The organism is Pseudomonas resinovorans NBRC 106553 (genome assembly GCF_000412695.1).
Taxonomy (GTDB): domain Bacteria; phylum Pseudomonadota; class Gammaproteobacteria; order Pseudomonadales; family Pseudomonadaceae; genus Metapseudomonas; species Metapseudomonas resinovorans_A.
In genome coordinates this window covers 2,830,344-2,849,882 of the sequence record NC_021499.1, presented here as the reverse complement: position 1 = coordinate 2,849,882, position 19,539 = coordinate 2,830,344, and the positions used below count along the sequence as shown (strand labels likewise).

The 19,539-nt window shown below is 66.0% G+C and carries 16 protein-coding genes and 1 tRNA gene; 5 read left to right on the top strand and 12 right to left on the bottom strand.

Annotation, left to right across the window (positions count from 1 at the left end):
- Positions 1-1,359, bottom strand: coding sequence for a glutathione-disulfide reductase (gorA, locus tag PCA10_RS12845; protein WP_016492519.1), 1,359 nt, complete (start codon positions 1,357-1,359; stop codon positions 1-3).
- Between the two features lie 95 nt (positions 1,360-1,454).
- Here gorA and PCA10_RS12840 point away from each other — a divergent pair, with 95 nt between their 5' ends.
- Positions 1,455-1,877, top strand: a complete 423-nt coding sequence (locus tag PCA10_RS12840; protein WP_016492518.1) for a VOC family protein — start codon at positions 1,455-1,457, stop codon at positions 1,875-1,877.
- Positions 1,878-2,066: 189 nt separating this feature from the next.
- Here PCA10_RS12840 and galU read toward each other — a convergent pair whose 3' ends face one another.
- The 3 genes from galU to PCA10_RS12825 all read right to left on the bottom strand — a co-directional run bounded on the left by galU (position 2,067) and on the right by PCA10_RS12825 (position 4,727).
- The gene (gene galU, locus PCA10_RS12835; protein WP_016492517.1) at positions 2,067-2,906 is read right to left on the bottom strand and encodes a UTP--glucose-1-phosphate uridylyltransferase GalU; all 840 of its coding nucleotides are present in this window, start codon (positions 2,904-2,906) and stop codon (positions 2,067-2,069) included.
- 48 nt (positions 2,907-2,954) lie between these two features.
- Complete coding sequence (locus PCA10_RS12830; RefSeq protein ID WP_016492516.1) at positions 2,955-4,316, bottom strand: UDP-glucose dehydrogenase family protein; 1,362 nt, start codon at positions 4,314-4,316, stop codon at positions 2,955-2,957.
- A 126-nt stretch (positions 4,317-4,442) separates the two neighbouring features.
- Positions 4,443-4,727, bottom strand: a complete 285-nt coding sequence (locus PCA10_RS12825) for a hypothetical protein (protein ID WP_016492515.1) — start codon at positions 4,725-4,727, stop codon at positions 4,443-4,445.
- Between the two features lie 262 nt (positions 4,728-4,989).
- Between PCA10_RS12825 and PCA10_RS12820 the strand changes: the two genes are divergently transcribed.
- Both PCA10_RS12820 and PCA10_RS12815 read left to right on the top strand, forming a co-directional pair.
- Complete coding sequence (locus PCA10_RS12820) at positions 4,990-6,150, top strand: efflux RND transporter periplasmic adaptor subunit (RefSeq protein WP_016492514.1); 1,161 nt, start codon at positions 4,990-4,992, stop codon at positions 6,148-6,150.
- Positions 6,147-9,299: an efflux RND transporter permease subunit gene (locus PCA10_RS12815; RefSeq protein ID WP_016492513.1), complete on the top strand. Its 3,153-nt coding sequence runs from the start codon at positions 6,147-6,149 to the stop codon at positions 9,297-9,299. Before PCA10_RS12820 ends, PCA10_RS12815 begins: the two co-directional genes overlap by 4 nt.
- Before the next feature lie 413 nt (positions 9,300-9,712).
- On the opposite strand, the gene PCA10_RS12810 is transcribed toward PCA10_RS12815, so the two are convergent.
- The 5 genes from PCA10_RS12810 to PCA10_RS12790 form a co-directional block, all read right to left on the bottom strand.
- On the bottom strand, positions 9,713-9,979 hold the full coding sequence (locus PCA10_RS12810; protein WP_016492512.1) for a hypothetical protein: 267 nt from the start codon (positions 9,977-9,979) through the stop codon (positions 9,713-9,715).
- Between the two features lie 293 nt (positions 9,980-10,272).
- A tRNA-Leu gene (locus PCA10_RS12805) sits at positions 10,273-10,358 on the bottom strand.
- Positions 10,359-10,733: 375 nt separating this feature from the next.
- Positions 10,734-11,660: a LysR family transcriptional regulator gene (locus PCA10_RS12800; RefSeq protein ID WP_016492511.1), complete on the bottom strand. Its 927-nt coding sequence runs from the start codon at positions 11,658-11,660 to the stop codon at positions 10,734-10,736.
- On the bottom strand, positions 11,636-12,031 hold the full coding sequence (locus PCA10_RS12795; RefSeq protein WP_016492510.1) for a Rieske (2Fe-2S) protein: 396 nt from the start codon (positions 12,029-12,031) through the stop codon (positions 11,636-11,638). The genes PCA10_RS12800 and PCA10_RS12795 overlap by 25 nt, the downstream gene beginning before the upstream one ends.
- Positions 12,032-12,129: 98 nt before the next feature.
- Entirely contained in the window at positions 12,130-13,191 is a 1,062-nt protein-coding gene (locus PCA10_RS12790; RefSeq protein WP_016492509.1) for an aromatic ring-hydroxylating dioxygenase subunit alpha, read from the bottom strand.
- Between the two features lie 181 nt (positions 13,192-13,372).
- Here PCA10_RS12790 and PCA10_RS29220 point away from each other — a divergent pair, with 181 nt between their 5' ends.
- Positions 13,373-14,002 carry a TetR/AcrR family transcriptional regulator gene (locus PCA10_RS29220; RefSeq protein WP_016492508.1) on the top strand — a complete coding sequence of 210 codons (630 nt, stop codon included), beginning with the start codon at positions 13,373-13,375 and terminating at the stop codon, positions 14,000-14,002.
- 103 nt (positions 14,003-14,105) lie between these two features.
- Here the strand turns inward: PCA10_RS29220 and PCA10_RS12780 are convergent, their stop codons facing one another.
- On the bottom strand, positions 14,106-15,059 hold the full coding sequence (locus tag PCA10_RS12780; protein WP_016492507.1) for a PDR/VanB family oxidoreductase: 954 nt from the start codon (positions 15,057-15,059) through the stop codon (positions 14,106-14,108).
- A 91-nt stretch (positions 15,060-15,150) separates the two neighbouring features.
- The gene (locus PCA10_RS12775; RefSeq protein WP_016492506.1) at positions 15,151-16,275 is read right to left on the bottom strand and encodes an FAD-dependent oxidoreductase; all 1,125 of its coding nucleotides are present in this window, start codon (positions 16,273-16,275) and stop codon (positions 15,151-15,153) included.
- Between the two features lie 208 nt (positions 16,276-16,483).
- Between PCA10_RS12775 and PCA10_RS12770 the strand changes: the two genes are divergently transcribed.
- Positions 16,484-17,407, top strand: a complete 924-nt coding sequence (locus PCA10_RS12770; protein WP_016492505.1) for a LysR family transcriptional regulator — start codon at positions 16,484-16,486, stop codon at positions 17,405-17,407.
- 12 nt (positions 17,408-17,419) lie between these two features.
- On the opposite strand, the gene PCA10_RS30635 is transcribed toward PCA10_RS12770, so the two are convergent.
- Positions 17,420-19,399 carry a methyl-accepting chemotaxis protein gene (locus tag PCA10_RS30635; RefSeq protein WP_051148033.1) on the bottom strand — a complete coding sequence of 660 codons (1,980 nt, stop codon included), beginning with the start codon at positions 19,397-19,399 and terminating at the stop codon, positions 17,420-17,422.
- Positions 19,400-19,539 lie beyond the last annotated feature (140 nt).

The following is a 19,539-nucleotide window of genomic DNA, read 5'->3' as shown; positions in this document are numbered from 1 at the left end:
TCAGGCACCCACCGGGGTTCGCATGGTGACGAACTCTTCCGCGGCCGTGGGATGCACGCCGATGGTTTCGTCGAAGATGCGCTTGGTGGCGCCGGCCTTGAGCGCCACCGCCAGGCCCTGGACGATCTCGCCGGCTTCCGGCCCGACCATGTGGCAACCCAGCACGCGGTCGCTCTCGGCATCCACCACCAGCTTCATCAGGGTGCGTTCCTGGTTCTCGGTGAGGGTCAGCTTCATCGGCCGGAAGCGGCTCTCGAAGACCCTCACCTTGTGGCCCCTGGAACGCGCCTCCTGCTCGGTGAGTCCCACGGTGCCGATGTTCGGCAGACTGAACACCGCGGTGGGGATGTGATCGTAGTCCACCGGGCGGTATTCCTCGGGCTTGAACAGGCGGCGGGACACGGCCATGCCTTCGGCCAGCGCCACCGGCGTGAGCTGCACGCGGCCGATCACATCGCCCAGGGCGAGGATGGAGGGCTCGGAGGTCTGGAACTGGTCGTCGACCTTGATGAAACCGCGCGAATCCAGCTCCACGCCGGTGTTCTCCAGGCCCAGGTTGTCCAGCATCGGGCGGCGGCCGGTGGCGTAGAACACGCAGTCGGTCTCCAGGTGGCGGCCGTCCTTGAGGGTGGCCAGGAGGCTGCCGTCGGCCTGCTTGTCGATCCGCGCGATGTCGGAATTGAACTGCAGGTTCAGGCCTTTCTTGCCCAGTTCATCGCGCAGGTGGTGGCGCACGGCGTCGTCGAAGCCGCGCAGGAACAGCTCGCCCCGGTAGAGCAAGGAAGTCTGGGCCCCCAGGCCGTGGAAGATCGAGGCGAACTCGACCGCGATGTAGCCGCCGCCCACCACCAGCACGCGCTTGGGCAGTTGCTCGAGGAAGAACGCCTCGTTGGAGCTGATGGCCAGTTCGCGGCCGGGGACCTCGGGGATCTGCGGCCAGCCGCCGGTGGCGACGAGGATGTGCCTGGCCGTGCAACGCTGCCCGGCGACTTCCACGGTATGGGGGTCGACCAGCTTGGCGTGGCCCTCCAGCAGCGTCACGCCGCTGTTGACCAGCAGGTTGCGATAGATGCCGTTGAGCCGCTGGATTTCGCGGTTCTTGTTGGCGATGAGGCTCGGCCAGTCGAAGCCCGCTTCGTCCAGGCTCCAGCCGAAGCCACGGGCCTGCTCGAAGTCCTCGGCGAAGTGGGCGCCGTACACCAGCAGCTTTTTCGGCACGCAGCCGACGTTGACGCAGGTGCCGCCCAGGTAGCGGCTTTCGGCGATGGCCACGCGGGCCCCGTAGCCCGCCGCGAAGCGTGCCGCACGCACACCACCGGAACCGGCACCGATGACGAAGAGGTCGAAGTCGTAAGCCATGACAAGTCTCCAGAAACAAGCAGCCAGCATACCGGAAGATCTGTCTCTGGCCAGTTGTCGGGCCTATTCTTGAGGCATCCCGCAGGAGGTTTCCCATGCGCCCCACCCTCACCCATGTCGCCCTGCACGTCCCGGACCTGGAACCCTGCATCCGCTTCTATGCGGACTTCTGCGGCATGCGGGTGATCCACGAGCGGGCGGGCAAGGGCTCGAAGATCGTCTGGATGGCCGAACCCGGCAAGGAACACCAGTTCATCTTCGTGATCATGCCCGGCGGCCAGGCCCGTCACCTGGCCAGCGATGACTACAGTCACTTCGGTTTCGCCGTGGACAGCCGCGAGCGGGTCGACGCCATCGCCACCCGGGCCGAGGCGGCCGGTTGCCTGATCTGGGCGCCACGGGACGAGCCCTACCCGGTGGGCTACTACTGCGGCCTGCGCGACCCGGCGGGCAATTATGTGGAGTTCAGCTACGGCCAGCCGCTGGGGCCGGGGTCCGAGGCGCTGCCGATTCCGTAGCGCGGCTGATTCGCGCCCTGCGGGAGCAACGGATGGGTTGAGGTACGAAACCCACGCGGACTGTGGTTGATGGGTATCGCCGGCGCGCGGAACGCCGCCCGCCACATCCTGCGACGTCCTCGGACCTTGCATCGCAAATCCAAATGAAAAAGGCCGCCCGAAGGCGGCCTTTTCGCAGCAGCGGCCCGATCAGTAGGCCTTGCCGGTCTTGTACAGGTTCTCGAAGCAGTAGTTGGTGGCTTCGATGTAGCCTTCCGCGCCACCGCAGTCGAAGCGCTTGCCCTTGAACTTGTAGGCCAGCACGCAGCCGCTCTGGGCCTGCTTCATCAGGGCGTCGGTGATCTGGATCTCGCCACCCTTGCCCGGCTCGGTCTGCTCGATGAGATCGAAGATGTCCGGGGTCAGGATGTAGCGGCCGATGATCGCCAGGTTGGACGGGGCGTCTTCGGGCTTGGGTTTTTCCACCATGCTGTTCACGCGGAAGATGTCGTCGCGGATCATCTCGCCGGCGATCACGCCGTACTTCGAAGTTTCCTCGCGCGGCACTTCCTGGATGGCGACGATGGAGCAGCGGAACTGGTTGTACAGCTTGACCATCTGGGTCAGCACGCCATCGCCTTCCAGGTTCAGGCAGAGGTCGTCCGCCAGGACCACGGCGAAGGGTTCGTCGCCGATCAGCGGGCGGCCGCTGAGGATGGCGTGGCCCAGGCCTTTCATCTCCACCTGGCGGGTGTAGGAGAAGCTGCACTCGTCGATCAGGCGACGAATGCCGACCAGGTATTTCTCCTTGTCGGTGCCTTTGATCTGGTGCTCCAGCTCGTAACTGATGTCGAAGTGATCTTCGAGGGCACGCTTGCCACGGCCGGTGACGATGGAGATCTCGCTCAGGCCGGCATCCAGGGCCTCTTCAACGCCGTACTGGATCAGTGGCTTGTTGACCACTGGCAGCATTTCCTTGGGCATCGCCTTGGTAGCCGGCAGGAAGCGGGTACCGTAACCAGCAGCGGGGAACAGGCATTTCTTGATCATTTCGAACCTTGAGAGGTGGATGTTATGGCGAATTGCCGCGCAGTCTAATCAGGCCGCAGTCGCCTTACAATGCCCGCTCGCGGGCCGTCCTATGCCCCGATAGAGGAACCCCGCTTCGACCAGCTGCGCCGGCTCGTAGAGGTTGCGTCCATCAAAGATCACGGGCATGCGCATAAGACCACGAATTCGCTCGAAGTTCGGTTGGCGGAACTGTTTCCACTCGGTGACCAGCACCAGGGCGTCCGCGCCCTCGGCCGCGCCGTAAGGGGAATCCAGCAGGCGCAACTGGCCCGACTCCACCGCCTTCGGGTAGCGCGCGGCGACCCCCGCATTGGCTGCCGGGTCATGAGCCTGCACCCGCGCGCCGGCCTGTAGCAGCGCCTCCAGCAGCACCAGGCTGGGGGCTTCGCGCAGGTCATCGGTGCCCGGCTTGAACGACAGCCCCCATAGCGTCACCACCCTGCCCTGCAGGAAACCGCTGAAATGCTCGCGCAGGGCCTGGAACAGCAGAGTCTTCTGCAGCGCATTGCGCGCTTCCACCGCCCGCAGGATGCCAGGCTCCATGCCCTCCTGCTCGGCGGTGCGGATCAGCGCGCGCACATCCTTGGGGAAGCAGGAGCCGCCATAGCCGCAGCCGGCATAGATGAAGTGGGTGCCGATGCGCTTGTCGCTGCCCACGCCCCGGCGCACGTCCTCGATATCCACCCCAAGGCGCGCGCAGATACCCGCCATCTCATTCATGAAGGAGATCTTGGTGGCGAGGAAGGCATTGGCGGCGTACTTGGTGAACTCGGCGGCGCGCACGCCCATGCTCAGCAGCCGCTCGTGGTTGCGCAGGAACGGCGCGTAGAGGCGGCGCAGCTGTTCGCTGGCGTCGGCATCGTCGCAACCGATGATGACCCGGTCCGGGCGCATGAAGTCGTCGATGGCCGAGCCTTCCTTGAGGAACTCCGGATTGCTCGCCACCTGCACCCGGAAGCCCAGGCCCCTGGCCGCCAGCCCGGCATTGATACGCTGCGCGACCCGCTCGGCGGTTCCCACCGGCACCGTCGACTTGTCCACCACCAGGCACGGCCGCCTGAGGCTGGCGCCCAGCTCGTCGGCCACCGCCAGCACGTGGGACAGGTCGGCCGAGCCGTCTTCGCCGCTGGGCGTACCCACGGCGATGAAGACGATGTCGGCCTCGGCCACGCCCTCTTCGACACGCGCCATGAAACTCAGCTGGCCGCTGGCCAGGTGGGCCTGGAGCATGGGCTCCAGGCCGGGCTCATAGAGGGGGACCTGACCATGGGCCAGGCGCGCCAGGCGAAAGGGGTCGCGCTCCACGCAGCTGACCTGGTTGCCCATCTCGGCAAAACAGGTGGCCGTTACCAAGCCCACATACCCCGCACCAATCACGCAAATCTGCATGGATAGCCCTCCGCCGGTGATAGGCGGATTCCATCCAAGGCTCATGGCAGGGCCATGACAGCGAAATGAATGTACGGAGAAACCGCGCAGGCGGAGAAAGGACAACGGCCCGAGCGGGCCGTCTTGTCAGGATTCCTGGGGCAGTTCGTTGAGTTCGAGTTCCACCAGCGCCCCGCTGCCGTCGTGGTCGATGGGCTGGTCGCTGTAGACGGCCAGGGCTTCCCAGTGCTGGTCCAACCCGGCGCCTATGGCGGCCAGGTGGTCGATCATCCGCCCACCCGCGCTTTTTACCGCCGGATCCTCGCTGCGCATCATCTCGAACGACATCTCGCTCATTGCCGCCGTCAGATGCGTAAGACTGCGAGTCGTCAGACTGAGCAGGCGCACCAGATGCTGCTCTTTCGATTCCATTCGATACCTCTCTTTCACCCGATCCATTCAGGCCCCCTTAAAACTAGCTGAAATTGCGTAACTAATGCATCGAAAAGACGCATCAGGGCTTCAGCCTTAGTCCACGCACAAACGCGAAAGGTTCTACGCTACTAGCGAGCCGGGCCATCCGGGACCCCGTTGGAACCATGGCCCGCCGCCTTCCGCCTGCCTTGGCCTTTGATTCAGGGAAGTCCATAGGCTTTATTCGTTTGCAGTTGATCGTTGCGCGCAGGTGATTCCCATGAAGGCCACGCAATCCGGGACGCTGGTTCTGGCACTGACGTTGACGCTCCAGTGCTCCCCTCTGGCGGTCACCAGAGTCCTGGCGCAGGATGCCCCCCTGGTGGCCGTCGAGGCGGTTCCAATCAAGGACACGGCGCAATCCCATGAGTTCGTCGGACGTGTCGAGGCGGTCAACGCCGTCGACATACTCGCCCGGGTCGATGGCTTCCTCGATGGCCGCCTGTTCAACGAGGGCGACGCCGTCCAACGAGGCCAGGAACTCTTCGCCATCGAGCGGAAAACCTACGAAATCGCCCTGACCGAGGCCCAGGCGGCACTCGCCAGCGCGCGGGCCGTTGCGCTGGACGCCGAGCGCGAGCTGCAACGGAACCAGACGCTGGTCCGCCGGCAGAACGTCGCCCAGGCGGTGCTCGAACAGAGCGAAACGGCGCGCGACTCCGCCCGGGCCTCGGTCATGGCCGCCGAAGCACGGGTCAGCCAGGCGGAGCTCAACCTCAGCTATACGCACATCAAGGCGCCGATCGACGGCCGCATCGGCACCGCGACCTTTTCCGTCGGCAGCCTGGTCGGCCCCTCCTCCGGCCCCCTGGCCCGTGTGGTGCAGAGCGATCCGATCCGCGTGGTCTTCTCGGTCAGCGATCGCACCATCCTCGATCTTCGCGCGGCCGCCGGCGGCCTGACCAAGGATCAACTGGCCAAACGGTTCAGCACCGCGGTGCGCCTGTCGAACGGGCAGCAACTCGACCAGGCGGGCGCCATCGACTTCTTCAACAACGAAATCGATCCCCTGACCGGCACGCTGGCCATCCGGACGCTGGTGGCCAACCCGCAGGCCCTGCTCCTGCCGGGCCAGTTCGTCACGGTGGTGGTGCGGGACATCGACCAGAAGCTGCGCCCGGTCGTGCCCCTGGGCGCCGTCCAGCAGGATCGCGAGGGCAAGTTCGTCCTGCTGGTCGACTACGCCAGCAAGGTGGCGGTGCGGCGTATCGGCGTGTCGACCCAGGTGGCCGGCGGCTGGGTCGTCGATGACGGACTCGAAGGCGGCGAGAAGCTGATTGTCGAGGGCTTCCAGAACGCGGCGCCGGGCACCCTGGTCAAGGTCACCGAAGTCGGCACGGACGATCCGGCCGGCGCGGCGCAGTCGGGTAAAGCGCCATGAACCTGTCCGCCCCCTTCATCGGCAGGCCGCGCCTGGCGATTGTGATCGCCCTGGTCATGACCATCGCCGGCGCCCTGGCGCTCCTGCGCATTCCGGTGGCCCAGTTCCCGCAGATCACGCCGCCTGAGGTCCAGGTGACGGCCAGCTACCCCGGCGCCAATGCCAGCGTGATGACCGACAGCGTCGGCGCCCCCATCGAAGACCAGGTGAACGGCGTAGAGGACATGCTCTACATGTCCTCCTCCAGCACCGACAACGGCACCTACTCGCTGACGGTGACCTTCGCCGTGGGCACCGATCCGGCGATCGCCCAGGTCAACGTGCAGAACCGCGTCGCGATGGCGACCCCGCGCCTGCCCGCGGCCGTGACGCAAACCGGCGTGTCGGTGAGAAGCCGCTCATCGAGCATGCTGATGGGAATCGGGATCTACTCCCCCAGGGGCACCAGGGACAGCATCTTTCTAAGTAACTACGCCACCATCAATGTCCGCGATGCCCTCGCCCGCATCGGCGGCGTCGGTGAAGCCAGCGTGTTCGGGCCGGTCTACAGCATGCGCATCTGGATGAACCCGGACCGCATGCAGGCCCTGGGGATCACCGCCGCCGACCTGATCGCCTCGATCCAGTCGCAGAACGCCCAGGCATCGGCCGGCCAGATCGGCTCCGCGCCCTCGGTCAACGGCCAGCAGCTGCAGATGACGGTGACCGCCCAGGGCAGGCTGTCGAGCGAAGAGGACTTCGGCAACATCGTCATTCGCACCAACAGCGACGGGGCGATAGTCCGCCTGCGCGACGTCGCGCGCATCGAGCTGGGCGCGCAGTCCTATGACACGACGTCCACGCTCAACGGCCAGCCCAGCGCCACGCTGGTCATCCACCAATCCTCCGACGCCAACGCACTGAACGTGGCCGAGGCCGTACGCAACGAACTGCAGACGCTTTCAGCGCAGTTTCCTGACGACGTGGCCTATACGGTCGTGTTCGACACCACGAGCTTCCTGACCGAGACCATCAAGGAAATCATCATCACCCTGATCATCACCTTCGCGCAGGTGGTCGTGGTCACCTACCTCTTCCTGCAGGACTGGCGCGCCACGCTGATCCCGACCTTCACCATTCCCGTCTCCCTGATCGGCGGTTTCGCGGCGCTGTACCTGATGGGCTACTCGGCCAATACCATCACCCTGTTCGCCATGGTGCTCGCCATCAGCCTGGTGGTGGATGACGCCATCATCGTGCTGGAGAACGTGCAGCGCCTGATGCGCGACAAGGGGCTGGACGTTCGCGAGGCGACACTGCGCACCATGGGCCAGGTGACCAGCCCGATCATCGCCACGACCCTCGTGCTCGCCGCGCTCTTCGTGCCGGTCATCTTCCTGTCGGGCATCACCGGCCGCCTCTACCAGCAGTTCGCGACGACCATCCTCGTCACCATCACCTTTTCAACCATCAATGCCCTGACCTTGAGCCCCGCGCTGTGCGTGATCATGCTGCGGCCGCCGAAGGAACCGGCACGGACCGGACTGTTCGGCCGCTTCAACCGAGGGCTGGACGCCTCGCGGGCGGTCTACCTCAAGCTGTTGACGGGCGTGGGCCGGAAGCTGGCGCTCGTCGGCATTGTGATGGTGGCGCTGTTCGCCGGGATCTACGGCCTGTTTCGCGTCCTGCCGACGGGTTTCGTGCCGCCGGAAGACCAGGGCTACCTGTTCGTCAACGTCCAGCTGCCGAACGCCGCCTCCCTGGAGCGCACCGAGCAGACCTTGGCCAATGTGGTGTCGGTGATGCGGGCAACGCCCGGCGTCGCGAATGCCATCGGCATCTCCGGCTCCAGCCTCGTGGGCGGTGGCGGCTCCAATACCGGCATGGTCATCTCGGCGCTCGAGCCCTGGAGCGAGCGCGGCTCGGATCAGGGAATCAACGCCATCATGGCGCACCTGCGCGCCGAGTTCGCGAAGATCTCGACGGCGTCCATCGTGCCGTTCAACCCCCCTGCCATACCCGGGCTGGGTACCACCGGCGGTTTCGACTTCCGCCTGCAGGCCCGTGGCGGGCAGAGCCAGGAAGAGCTGGCCGAGGTCATGCGCGCGCTGATCATCAGGGCCAACCAGACGCCCGGCCTGAGCGGCGTGTTCAGCACCTTCAGCGCGGACGTGCCGCGACTCTATCTCGATGTGGATCGCGGGCGGGCGGAACTGCTCGGGGTATCTCCGGCCACCATCTTCAGCACCCTTCAGGCGCATCTGGGCTCGGCCTATGTCGATGACTTCAATATCTTCTCGCGGGTCTTCCAGGTTCGTATCCAGGACGAGCCCGAGTTCCGCAATCGGATAGAAGATATCCAGCGCTTGCGCGTGCGCAGCCAGAGCGGCGCGATGATTCCCCTGCAAGGCCTGCTGTCGATCACCACCATCTACGGGCCGAGCACCATCAACCGCTACAACCTGTTCCCAACCGCCGCCATCAACGGCCAGGCGTCGGCTGGCGCGAGCACCGGCCAGGCGCTGGAGAGCATGGAATCCCTGGCCGCCGAGGTCTTGCCGAGCGCTTTCGGGTTCGAATGGACCGGGTTGGCGCTCCAGGAAAGGCAGGCCGGCAACGAAACCGCGCTGGTGGTACTGATGGGCATTCTATTTACCTACCTGTTCCTGGTGGCCCAGTACGAAAGCTGGTCGGTGCCCGTTTCAGTGATGCTGTCGGTCTCGGTGGCCGCGCTCGGCGCGTTGGGTGCGCTGCTGCTGTCGGGTATCGACCTGAACATCTATGCGCAGATCGGCCTCCTGCTGCTGATCGGCCTGGCGGCCAAGAACGCGATCCTCATCGTCGAATTCGCCAAGGAGCGGCGCGAGGAAGGGCTCGGCATCATGGAGGCCGCCGTGGCCGGGACATCCGAGCGCTTCCGCCCGGTACTGATGACCGCGGCGGCGTCGATATTCGGCGTCATCCCGCTGATCATCGCCACGGGCGCCGGTGCCGGCAGCCGCCGGGCTATCGGCATGACCATGTTCGGCGGCCTCCTGGTGGCCACGGTGTTCGGCCTGCTGTTGATCCCGGTGCTCTACATCCTGGTGCAGACGCTGCGGGAAGGGATCAAGCGGCGCGTGTACGGCGACGCCGCCACCGCCAAGCAGGCCGCCGAAGTCGAAAACTGATCAGGAAGGATCAAGGCCCCGGAAACGAACAGGCCCGCACGAGGCGGGCCTGGAATTCGTAGTAGGTGGCCGGTGCTGGTTTCCGGCTTAAGAGGTTTATCAGGCATCCCACAGAAACATGTAAGCCTTCTGCTTCACACGGCGTAAGGGCTGGATCTCATCGGGGAGATCTTTCTAACCGTGTACCCTTCGGAACGCGCCCCACGTTTCCTCTCTATCCGCTTGCGCATCAGTCTGCGTATCCACCTACTGAGTTAGAGGCTAGCAAAGCCCCGCGTATCCGGTAGGCGCTTTTTAGACCGATTTCTTTTCGCAGGAAGCCGGGCAGGAACCGAACGTACTCAGCCCATGGCGGCAGCGAAACAAGGCGCCCTGCTCCCCAGGGCCAACGCCGTCTTCATCCAGGCGAGCTGCTAGTTTCCGTCCCGCACCTTCTCGATCCGATCGGCACCGGTGACCGCGCGGATTTCGAACATGAGCTGGTCGACCATCTCATCGAAAGCCCCGGGACCGAGCAAGGCCCCCAACTGCACACCGGTAATCCGCAGGGCCTCGTGGGTTGCCTGGTTGCTCAGGCTGATATCGATCGAGCGATCAGTCGCAAACTCGCAGGTCACCACGAATCCTGGTAGTGCCTCCGACACCTCGGCCTGGAGACGCTGTTGCAGCCTTCGCTTCATACGTCCTCCGGATTGAGTCGCCTTCCTTTATCCCGGGAACATCCGCGTCAGTCACCCCGCCATGTACTGCAGTGTGGCACGCGGAGTACCCAGCGACGCACGCACAACGCATCACCTTAGCCCTCGGAACCCATGATGAACACTGATGACAGGCCGGCACCATCGACCTGGTGGCCGTGCATTCGGTGCCCTGGCGTGGGGTCAAGCCATGAGGACAGGCACAAAAAAACCGGCTCTAATGGCCGGTTTCTGCGGGTTTCAGACTCAGGTGGAGACAGCTGAAACCGCATCGATGGTGCCCGGAGCGGGACTCGAACCCGCACGACCGAAGGTCGAAGCATTTTAAGTGCTCTGCGTATACCGATTTCGCCATCCGGGCAGGAGGGGGTTTGGTGCAGGGCGCTGATTTAAGCCTAAATAAAATTCCGAATCAATCACTTAGGCGCAAGACGGGGGGCGAAACCAGACTCTGGTGGCAGCCGCACGAAGCGCTGCCCATACCTGGCTTCAGCCTGGCCGGGGAATACCCTCGTGGCCCGATGAGGGGAATTCCCGCATATGGCCTACTTGTCTCGGCACATGAAAAAAGCCCCGTAGGCGTTTGATCTACAGAGCTTTTAGAGGGAGGCCGAAGTCAGAATCGAACCGGCGTGCAGGCTTTCTTCAATCCACCGACAAACCCCTGAGTTACGCGGCCTGCAGACTGGTTCCGTTTCCAGGATCTCCCTCATGCGGCTGCGGACATCCACACAGTTCAGCAAGCGGCCACTTCGAGCAATAGCCCGCGCAACCATGCCAGGGCCGGGTCGCCGTCCTGGTAGGCATGCCACTGCAGCACCTGGCGAGTGGCCGGGAAGGCCAGCGGCGGTGCCAGCAAGCGCAATGGGAAGCGCCGCGCATAGAGTCGCGCCAGGCGGCTGTGGAGGGTGGCCAGGCACGGACCGCCGACGACGAACTCGGGGATCAGCCCGAACTGTTCGACCGCCACCGCCACGCGCCTGTCCAGGCCCTGGCTGGCGAGGAACTCCGCTTCCATGCTGCCCTGGACGCCAGCGCCGGTCTCGCGCACCACATGCGGGGCCGCCAGGTAATGTTCCAGGGTCAGTCCGTCGACGAAGGACGGGTTGTCGGCGCAGGCAATGACGCTGAAATCGTCCTCGAACAACGGCTCGCGCGGATGCCGCTCCGAGCCGTGGGCATGGGGCAGGATCACCAGGTCGCAATGCCGCTGCTCCAGGGCCTCGTCCACCAGTGCGCCGCCTTCGCTGCTGCGCTGCGGGACCAGGCTGAGCAGTTGCAGGTCCACCCCGGGCGCTTCCCGCGCCAGGCGCTGCCGAAGCGCCGGCAGCAGGACCGCTATCACGTAGTCGGAAGCCATGACGCGGAAGCGCCGCTGCGCCTCTCCTGGTTCGAAGCTGGCGTTGGCGAAGGCGATGCCACGGGCGCTGTCCAGCACCCGCTGGATATCCGGCTGCAGCCGCTGCATCAGCGCGGTGGGCAACATGCGCCCGCCCACCAGGACGAACAGTGGGTCCTGGAAGTGTTCGCGCAAGCGGCCCAGGGCGGCGCTGACCGCCGATTGCGTCAGGTGCAGGCGCGTGGCGGCGCGGGTGACATGACGCTCGAGGAACAGCGCATCGAGCACCACCAGCAGGTTCAGGTCGAGGCCGTGGAAGCGCACGCCGGCTCCTCCAAAGCGGCGCCGCCGGGTGGTACTTCGAGCCACAAGCCGCCATCGGCGTCGGTACTTACCGTCAACGCTTGCAGCGACTGGCCGAGGCACGGGCCCAGCACGCAGAAGCCGTTATCGGGGCGGAACAACGCGCCATGAGCGAAGCACATGATGTGCTGGCCGTCGCCGGCCATGAAATGGTCCTTGCGGTATTGCATGGCCACGTCCAGGTGCGGGCAGAGATTGCGGTAGACCCGCACCTCGCCACGCCAGCGCAGGGCAAGCACGGTATCGCGGCCATGACCCCAGGGGTCGAACCCCCGGGCACGGCCCTCCTCGAGTTGGTCGTCGTGGCAGAGGTAGTTCAGATGATCGGGCACGGGCGGTCTCGGGAATCCTGTTTGGGGCGCAGGCTGCCATGGCCCGCGGGCCCCAACCAATCGCGAGTGGCAATGCGAGGTATCGCCACTCGGGATACTCAGGCCTCCAGCGCGCGCACGCTGATCTGTGCCGCCTGCTCATCGGCGATCAGCTTGTCCAGCACGCGGCGGGCGCGCACCGCAGCCGCGTCGCCGGGCAACAGCACCGGTTTGAGGGACCAGAAGTCGGCGTCGCCGATCATTCCTTGCTGGGCTTCGAGCATCGGCAGGTCCTCGGTGCTGAACGGCTGGTTGAGCGCCGACACCTGCTCTTCGGCGATGCGCTCGCCCATCTCGCCCATTTCCCGTGGCATCGGGAAGGAGAACCAGTAGTGGGTGGTGGTATCGGTCTCCGGGGTGAACAGGTGCGGCAGCGGAGTCTCCCGGCCTTCGGCACGGGGCCGCCCGGTGGCCACCGCTCCGGCCAGCAGGAGCATGTTGGCCGGGGCGTCCCAGCGCACGTCGATCCAGCGGTCCACCGGCGTACCGAAGGGGATGCCCATGGCGCCGTAGAGGAAGTCCGGCATGATCTCGGCCACGGTCTGGCGGTACGACCAGATCGTCTCGCCCTGCTGCTCGACGCGGGTGATGGCCTGGCTGACATCGCTGCTGCCGAGGGTGCTCGGGTGCAAGTACTGGATGTGCGACAGATCGAGGATGTTGTCCGACTCCAGCACGTAGTTGGCGCGCGCATGCAGGTAGCGCTTTGCGACGTAGAAACGCGCCGGGTCCATGCAGCCGAAGTCCGGGATCAGCGCCTCGTCCGCCGCCTCGGCATCGCCCATCCAGATCCAGATGACGCTGTACTTTTCCGCCACCGGGTAGGCCCGCACCCGCGCAGCGCGGGGGATGGCGCCATCGCCATGGGGGTTGCGGGTGCAGGCGCCACTGCCGTCGAACTCCAGCCCGTGGTAGGCGCACTGCACCTGGCCGCCGCACAGCTTGCCCATGGACAGCGGTGCGAAACGGTGTGGGCAGCGGTTGTGGATGGCCTGCACCTTGCCGGCCCCATCACGGAAGAAGAGCACGGACTCGTTGAGCAGGGTACGGGCGAACAGGTCGCCGGGCTCCACCTCGTTGTCCCAGGCGGCGACGTACCAGGCGTTCTTCAGGAATTTCATCTTGTTCTTGTCCTCATGGGCGTATCGACAGGGTTGCCTGCATCGAGCCCTCGTCCCCCTGATATGCTCGCGCCTTTCCGCCGTTGCAGCGGCGGTGAATGGCTCGTGGGACGATTGAACGAGCAATGTAAGCACCGCTCACATTAGTCATCCCCTCAACTCCGGTCAATGGTTAATCGGCATGAACGAGACACGTGCGTACCACCATGGAAACCTGCGCCAATCCCTGATCGACGCCGCGCTACAGGCGGTCGAGGAACAGGGCTACCAGGCCCTGTCATTGCGTGACCTGGCCCAGGTGCTGGAGGTTTCCAGGGGCGCGCCCTACCGGCATTTCGCCGACCGCGACGCGCTGCTGCGCGCCTGCGCCTGCGAAGGATTCCGCCGGCTACTGGACGCCCACAGCGAGACGGCACGGAGCAGCGGCACCGCCGGGGACAGGGCGCGGGCGGCTTGCCGTGCCTTCCTCGCCTTCGCCGAGGCGCAACCGGGGCTGTTCCTGCTGATGTACGACTCGGGCCTGCTGCAGCAGGCGGAGGAGGAAGATGAGCTGGGCGCCCGGCTCCACCAGATCTATTGCGGAATCGCGGCGACCCTGCGCGACGCCCTGGAGGAGTCCGATGACGAACGCCTGCAAGCACGACTGATCGCCATGTGGTCGACCCTCTACGGCTACGCGCGCCTGCGCCAGAGCAACATGCTCAAGCCGTACATGCTGGGTGCGCTGAGCCGCGAGCAGACAGAGGCGGCGGTGATCACCGCCGCCATCGGCCCGCTGCCCGGGGCGCATGGCACACGTAGGATGGGTTGAGCGCAGCGATACCCATGGGGACAGGGCTGATGGGTATCGCAAGCTCGCGGAACGCCGCCCGACCCATCCTACGCCGCTACAGGTCGCACGAATGAAATCGCGCCTACAGGTCCAGCACCAGGCGCGGGCTCCGGGAGCGCGAGCAACAGGGCGTGAACTGGTCGTTGCGCGCCTGCTCGTCGGCGGTGAGGAACATATCGCGGTGCTCCGGCTCGCCGTCCAGTACCCGGGTCAGGCAGGTGCCGCAGATGCCCTGCTCGCAAGACAGCGGCAGGTCGATCCCCGCCTCCAGCAGCACGTCGGCGACGCTACGCTCGGCCGGCACCTGGAAACAGCGGCCATCGCGGGCCAGCTGCACCTCGAAGGCGCCCGCCTCGACCTGCGCCCTGGGCTCGGCGGCGAAGTATTCCCGATGCAGGCCGGCTTCCGGCCAACCGGCCCGTCGCGCCTCATCGAGCACGTGCCCCATGAAGCCGCCGGGGCCACATACGTACAGGTGGTCACCGCTGCGGTAGCCCTGCAGCAGTTCGAATGCGCGCAGCCGTTGTTCCTCGCCCTGGTCGTCGAAGTGGAAAACCACCTTGTCATGGAAGGCCGAGGCACGGATACGTTCGACGAAGGCGGTCCGCGCCTGTTCGCGGCTGCAATAGTGCAGCTCGAAGGCAGCGCCACCGCTGGCCAGCCGCTCGGCCATGCAGAGGATCGGAGTGATGCCGATTCCGCCGGCAAACAGCAGTGTGCGCCCGCTGTCATGCACCAGGGGAAACAGGTTGCGCGGCTCGCTGATGCGCAATGTCGCCCCTTCCTGCACCGCGTCATGCATGGATCGGGAACCACCCCGGGAGGCGGGGTCCAGCAGCACCGCAATCTGGAAGCGGTGGCGTTCGTCCGGGTGATTGCACAGGGAATACTGACGCACCAGGCCATCGGGCAGGTGGACGTCGATATGGGAGCCCGCGCTGAAGGGCGGCAAGGCGCCGCCAGCCGCGCGGACCAGTTCGAAACTGCAGATGCCTTCGGCTTCCTGCAGTTTGCGGGTGACCGTGACCTCGATCATGGATCGCTGACCTCAGGGATGGGACGACGCCGCGCACCCGACTGGGCGGCTACGCGGCATGGCGGAACCGGGCCGGGACGGCCCGGTGGGCTCAGATGGGCTCGGCGGTGCGCGCGAGCATGGCCTTGGTCAGGCCAATGCGATCGAAGCTCGCGTCGTGGGCCATCTCGCGCTCGCCGGCAAGGATGGAGTTGCCGCTGATGTACTTGCAGCGTTCGAAGCGACGCGCCATGAAGCGCTCCAGGCGTTCGTCGAGCGAGCCGCCGGAGACCAGTTCCAGGCTCAACACCAGGGCGTCCTCGATGGCCATGCCGGCACCCTGCCCCAGGTGCGGCGTGGTGGCGTGGGCGGCATCGCCGATCAGCAGCACCCGGCCCTTGAACCAGGGCTCATCGACGAACACCACTTCCATCGGCTTGTACACCACCTGGCCGCTGTCGGTGATCTGCTCACGCAGCTCCCCCACCAGGCCGCCGATGTGCTTGATGCGGTCACGCATCAGTTCGGCCAACTGCTCCGGTTCGTACCAGGGGTTACCCGGCTCGTGGGAGGTGGAGAACATGTACATCAGGTTGTCTGCCAGCGGCACCAGGCCGGCGTTGCCCTCGGCACCGGTGTAGCTGGCCAGGTGGTCGATGGACGGGTGCCGGGGGAAGTTGTAGCGCCACACGGCCTGGCCGGTGAAGCGTGGCGTGTAGGTATCGCCGAAGAGCATGCCGCGGATCTTCGAGTAGACACCATCGGCGCCGACTACCAGCTCGTAACGGCCGTGGCTGCCGTCGGTGAAGACCACATCGACGCCATCGGCATCCTGCTCCAGGGTCTCCACCGTGATCCCCAGGCGGACCTCTGCGCCGAGCTCGATGGCGGTGCCGCTCAACACCTGGTGCAGGGCCAGCCGCGAGATACCGACGTTGGCCGGGTACTCCGGGCCCGCCAGGCGCTGGCCTGGGATGCGTACGCGGGCATTGCCCTGCAGGTCGTAGATGCCCACGTCATCGAAGGCATAGGCGGCGTCCAGGTAGTGGTCGAGCACACCGAGGCGCGCCATTTCACGGACCACGTTGCTCTGCTGGATGATGCCGACGCCGTAGACGGTCCACTCGGACTTGATCTCCACCAGGTCCACAGAGATGCCCTGGCGCCGCAACGCGATGGCCGCGCAGAGTCCACCGATACCACCGCCGACGATGAGTACCTTGCTGATATCACTCATGGATGAATCCTTGTTCTTGTTGTGTGACGCACGGGCGATCACGAGCGCAAAGGCCCGGGCGAGCGTTTTTCGGGACGGGGGACCACAAGGGCCTGGCGGCCTCCGGGCGGTCCTTGGAAGCACAGGCTAGAAAGGCGGGAACAATTTGACTAATCGTTAGTCGGGATGCAGGGTATCGCGAAAATAAATACAACAAGAGACGCCTGATATGCGCTTCAAGCACCTGGACCTGAACCTCCTGGTGGCCCTGGATGTGCTGCTCGAAGAACAGAACATCACCCGCGCCGCCACCCGCCTGCACATGACCCAGTCCGCCACCAGCGGCGTGCTTGGCCGCCTGCGTACTTACTTCGAGGACGACCTGCTGGTGCAGGTGGGGCGCAAGATGATGCCGACCCCGCTGGCCAAGGAACTGGAGATCCCGGTCCGCGAAGTCCTGCTGAAGATCCAGACCTCCATCACCGCCAAGCCGGTCTTCGACATCGCCGAGAGCAGGCGGCATTTCCGCATCATGGCCTCGGATTATCTGATCAGCGTGCTCTTCGCCGAGGTGATCCGCGAGGTGAACCACGAGGCGCCGCAGGTGACCTTCGAACTCATCAGCCCTGGCGAAACCGCCGTCGAGATGCTGATGCGCGGCGAAGTGGACCTGATGATCGCGCCGGAGAACTACGTCGTGAAGGATCACCCCTCCCGGTTGCTGTTCGAGGAGCAGCACGTGTGCGTGGTGTGGGACCAGAACCAGGCCGTCGGCGAGCGGCTGACGCTGGAGCGCTACCTGGAGCTGGGACACGTCAGCGTCGCCTTCGGCCGTAGCCGCACACCGGGCATCGAGGAGTGGTTCATGTCCCAGTACGGTTGCAAGCGCCGCCTGGAGGTCATCACCCACGACTTCAACACCCTGCCCCAACTGGTGATCGGCACCGAACGGGTCGCCACCATGCATAGCCGCCTGGCGCGACTCTATGCGCGCACCCTGCCGCTGCGCATCCTGCCGCCGCCGGTGGAACTGCCGGCAATGCAGGAGTACATGGGCTGGCACCGCAGCCTGGACCGCGATCCCATGCTGCGCTGGCTGCGGGAAAAACTGATCGACATGCTCCAGCGCCCGGAATACCTGGTTTCGCCCTGAGGTTCAGGCGCGCTAGCCACGGCGAAACGCGCCCACCGCTCCGCCCAGGCTGGCACTGAGCAGTTGCAGGCTGTCCGAAGCCGCCTCCAGTTCGGCGCAGTCCCTCGCGTTCTGCTCCACCACCTCGCCGACCCTCGCCACCGCCTCGTCCACCTGGCAGGCCAGTTCGTGTTGCTGGGCCGCGGCCTGGGCGATGGTCAGCCCCGTGCGTTCGAGCTGCCCCATGGCGTCGGTGATCGAGGCCAGCACGCCGCTGGCGCGCCCCGCCAGGTCCACCCCCTCCGCGGTCAGCCGCTGGCTGCCGCGCAAACCCTCGGCCGTCTCGCGGGTCACTTGACCGAGACGCTGGATCATCGTCTCGATCTCGCCGGTGGAACTGCGCGTGCGTCCGGCCAGGGCGCGAACCTCGTCCGCCACCACGGCGAAACCACGACCATGCTCTCCGGCGCGGGCCGCTTCGATCGCCGCATTGAGGGCCAGCAGGTTGGTCTGCTCCGCCACCGAGCTGATCACATCCAGCACCGCGGTGATGGCCTCGCTCTGGGTTTCCAGCAGCTGCATGGACGCGGCGCTGCCGCTCACCTCCCGGGACAGCCGCTGCAGGCTGGCACTGGCTTCGCGCATCAGCGCATCGCCCTCGCGAATCAGCTTTCCCGCATCGCCCAGGGCGGCCTGGCTACCCTCCACCTGGACGTTCACCTGGGCCGCCGAGCGGGTTACCCGCTGCATGGCGTCGGCAACACGATCGGCCTGCTGGCGCTGGGCGCTGACACCATGCCCGGTACGCCCGACCATCCCGGCCAGGGAGCCGGCAGCCTGGTCGAGGCGCGCCACTTCCGCACCGATTCGCCCGACCAGCACGCGCAGGGCCTCCTGCATCTGGCCGATGGCCTCGCCCAACTGGCCGAGCTCATCACGCCGAGCGATGGGCAGCGAGCCCTCGGCCAGGTCACCGGCGGCGATCCGTCGGGCCAGGCCGAGCATCTGCCGCAACGGCGCCACGATGGCGCGCCGGATCGCCAGGCAGGCCGCGATGCTCGTTGCCAGGGCCAGCAACACCATGGCCGCCAGCTGCAGGTCGAGCCGCTTGCGCATCGCGCCATCTGCCTCGGCGCGTCGCTCCCTTTCCCGCTGCAACAGCCCGGTCACCTGGGTCGCGGCGTCGCTCATGCCGGCCTGGGCCGAGGCCGCCGCCTCGCCGCTGGCGACGAAACGCAGGAACGCCTGGCGGTACTGGTCCAAGGCGCGGTTCGCCTCGTCGAGCGCGCCTCGACGCTCGCCGTCCAGGCGCGAGGCCAGGCTGGACAGGGCACTGCCCAGCTCGTTGACGCGGTTTTCCCAGTCATCGCGAAAGCGCTTCTGCGCCTCCAGGGAGAAATACAACTCGGAGTCCCGAAGGTAGGCGAGGCGCTCTCGCAGACTGGCCGCCTCTTCCAGCAACTGCATCTGCTGCGGGTCGGGGACACCACCCTGCTCCAGCGCGAGATTGATGTCGTCCACCTGATCGAGGAACAGTCCGCTGAAACTCTGGCCGGTGTCCTCGGCCAGTCCCTGCATGCGCAACCGCGCATCCACCGCCGTGCGCCTTGCATCGGCGTAGCGGTGGAAGGCATCGAGATAGCCCTGGGCGCCAGCCCCCAGGGCCGTGCGAAAGTCGTCCCCCGAGCCGGACCGGGGAGCCTCGGCCTGCAGCTGGCGCAAGGCGGCGTCGACCTGCGCAGCGGCCTCGGCCGAGGGCGCCAGGCCGAACGCGCGCTCCGCCAAACGCGCCTCGGCCAGGGCGCCCTGCAGGCGATCCAGCACCCGGAGCTGGGCCGAGCTGGACTGGCTGAGCTGCAAGGCGTGCAGGGCGGCAAAGGCCACCCCCAGCGTGCACGCCAGCACCAGGCCGAAGCCCAGCGACAGCTTGCCGCCAACGCTCAGGTGGACCAGCCAACGCCATGGCGCGGCGGCGTTCGTTGGCCATCGTGGAGTGGTAGTGGGCAAGGGCATCCTCCTCAGCGGATCGGGCGCATGGAGCGCGGCCGCGTACCCTAGCCAGCCCCGCGGCGGACCCACCAATCGAGACTGGCGATGCGTGGCATCGCCGTTGGCCATGGCTGCCGCAAGGTATCTCGCCGCGAGATAGCTGG

Bases quoted from the DNA above. Each gene is read 5' to 3' on its own strand.
- gorA (WP_016492519.1), bottom strand. From the start codon at position 1,359: ATGGCTTACGACTTCGACCTCTTCGTCATCGGTGCCGGTTCCGGTGGT.
- PCA10_RS12770 (WP_016492505.1), top strand. From the start codon at position 16,484: ATGCGCTTCAAGCACCTGGACCTGAACCTCCTGGTGGCCCTGGATGTG.
- PCA10_RS29220 (WP_016492508.1), top strand. From the start codon at position 13,373: ATGAACGAGACACGTGCGTACCACCATGGAAACCTGCGCCAATCCCTG.
- PCA10_RS12820 (WP_016492514.1), top strand. From the start codon at position 4,990: ATGAAGGCCACGCAATCCGGGACGCTGGTTCTGGCACTGACGTTGACG.
- PCA10_RS12780 (WP_016492507.1), bottom strand. From the start codon at position 15,059: ATGATCGAGGTCACGGTCACCCGCAAACTGCAGGAAGCCGAAGGCATC.
- galU (WP_016492517.1), bottom strand. From the start codon at position 2,906: ATGATCAAGAAATGCCTGTTCCCCGCTGCTGGTTACGGTACCCGCTTC.
- PCA10_RS12810 (WP_016492512.1), bottom strand. From the start codon at position 9,979: ATGAAGCGAAGGCTGCAACAGCGTCTCCAGGCCGAGGTGTCGGAGGCA.
- PCA10_RS12840 (WP_016492518.1), top strand. From the start codon at position 1,455: ATGCGCCCCACCCTCACCCATGTCGCCCTGCACGTCCCGGACCTGGAA.
- PCA10_RS12815 (WP_016492513.1), top strand. From the start codon at position 6,147: ATGAACCTGTCCGCCCCCTTCATCGGCAGGCCGCGCCTGGCGATTGTG.
- PCA10_RS12775 (WP_016492506.1), bottom strand. From the start codon at position 16,275: ATGAGTGATATCAGCAAGGTACTCATCGTCGGCGGTGGTATCGGTGGA.
- PCA10_RS12825 (WP_016492515.1), bottom strand. From the start codon at position 4,727: ATGGAATCGAAAGAGCAGCATCTGGTGCGCCTGCTCAGTCTGACGACT.
- PCA10_RS12790 (WP_016492509.1), bottom strand. From the start codon at position 13,191: ATGAAATTCCTGAAGAACGCCTGGTACGTCGCCGCCTGGGACAACGAG.
- PCA10_RS30635 (WP_051148033.1), bottom strand. From the start codon at position 19,399: ATGCCCTTGCCCACTACCACTCCACGATGGCCAACGAACGCCGCCGCG.
- PCA10_RS12830 (WP_016492516.1), bottom strand. From the start codon at position 4,316: ATGCAGATTTGCGTGATTGGTGCGGGGTATGTGGGCTTGGTAACGGCC.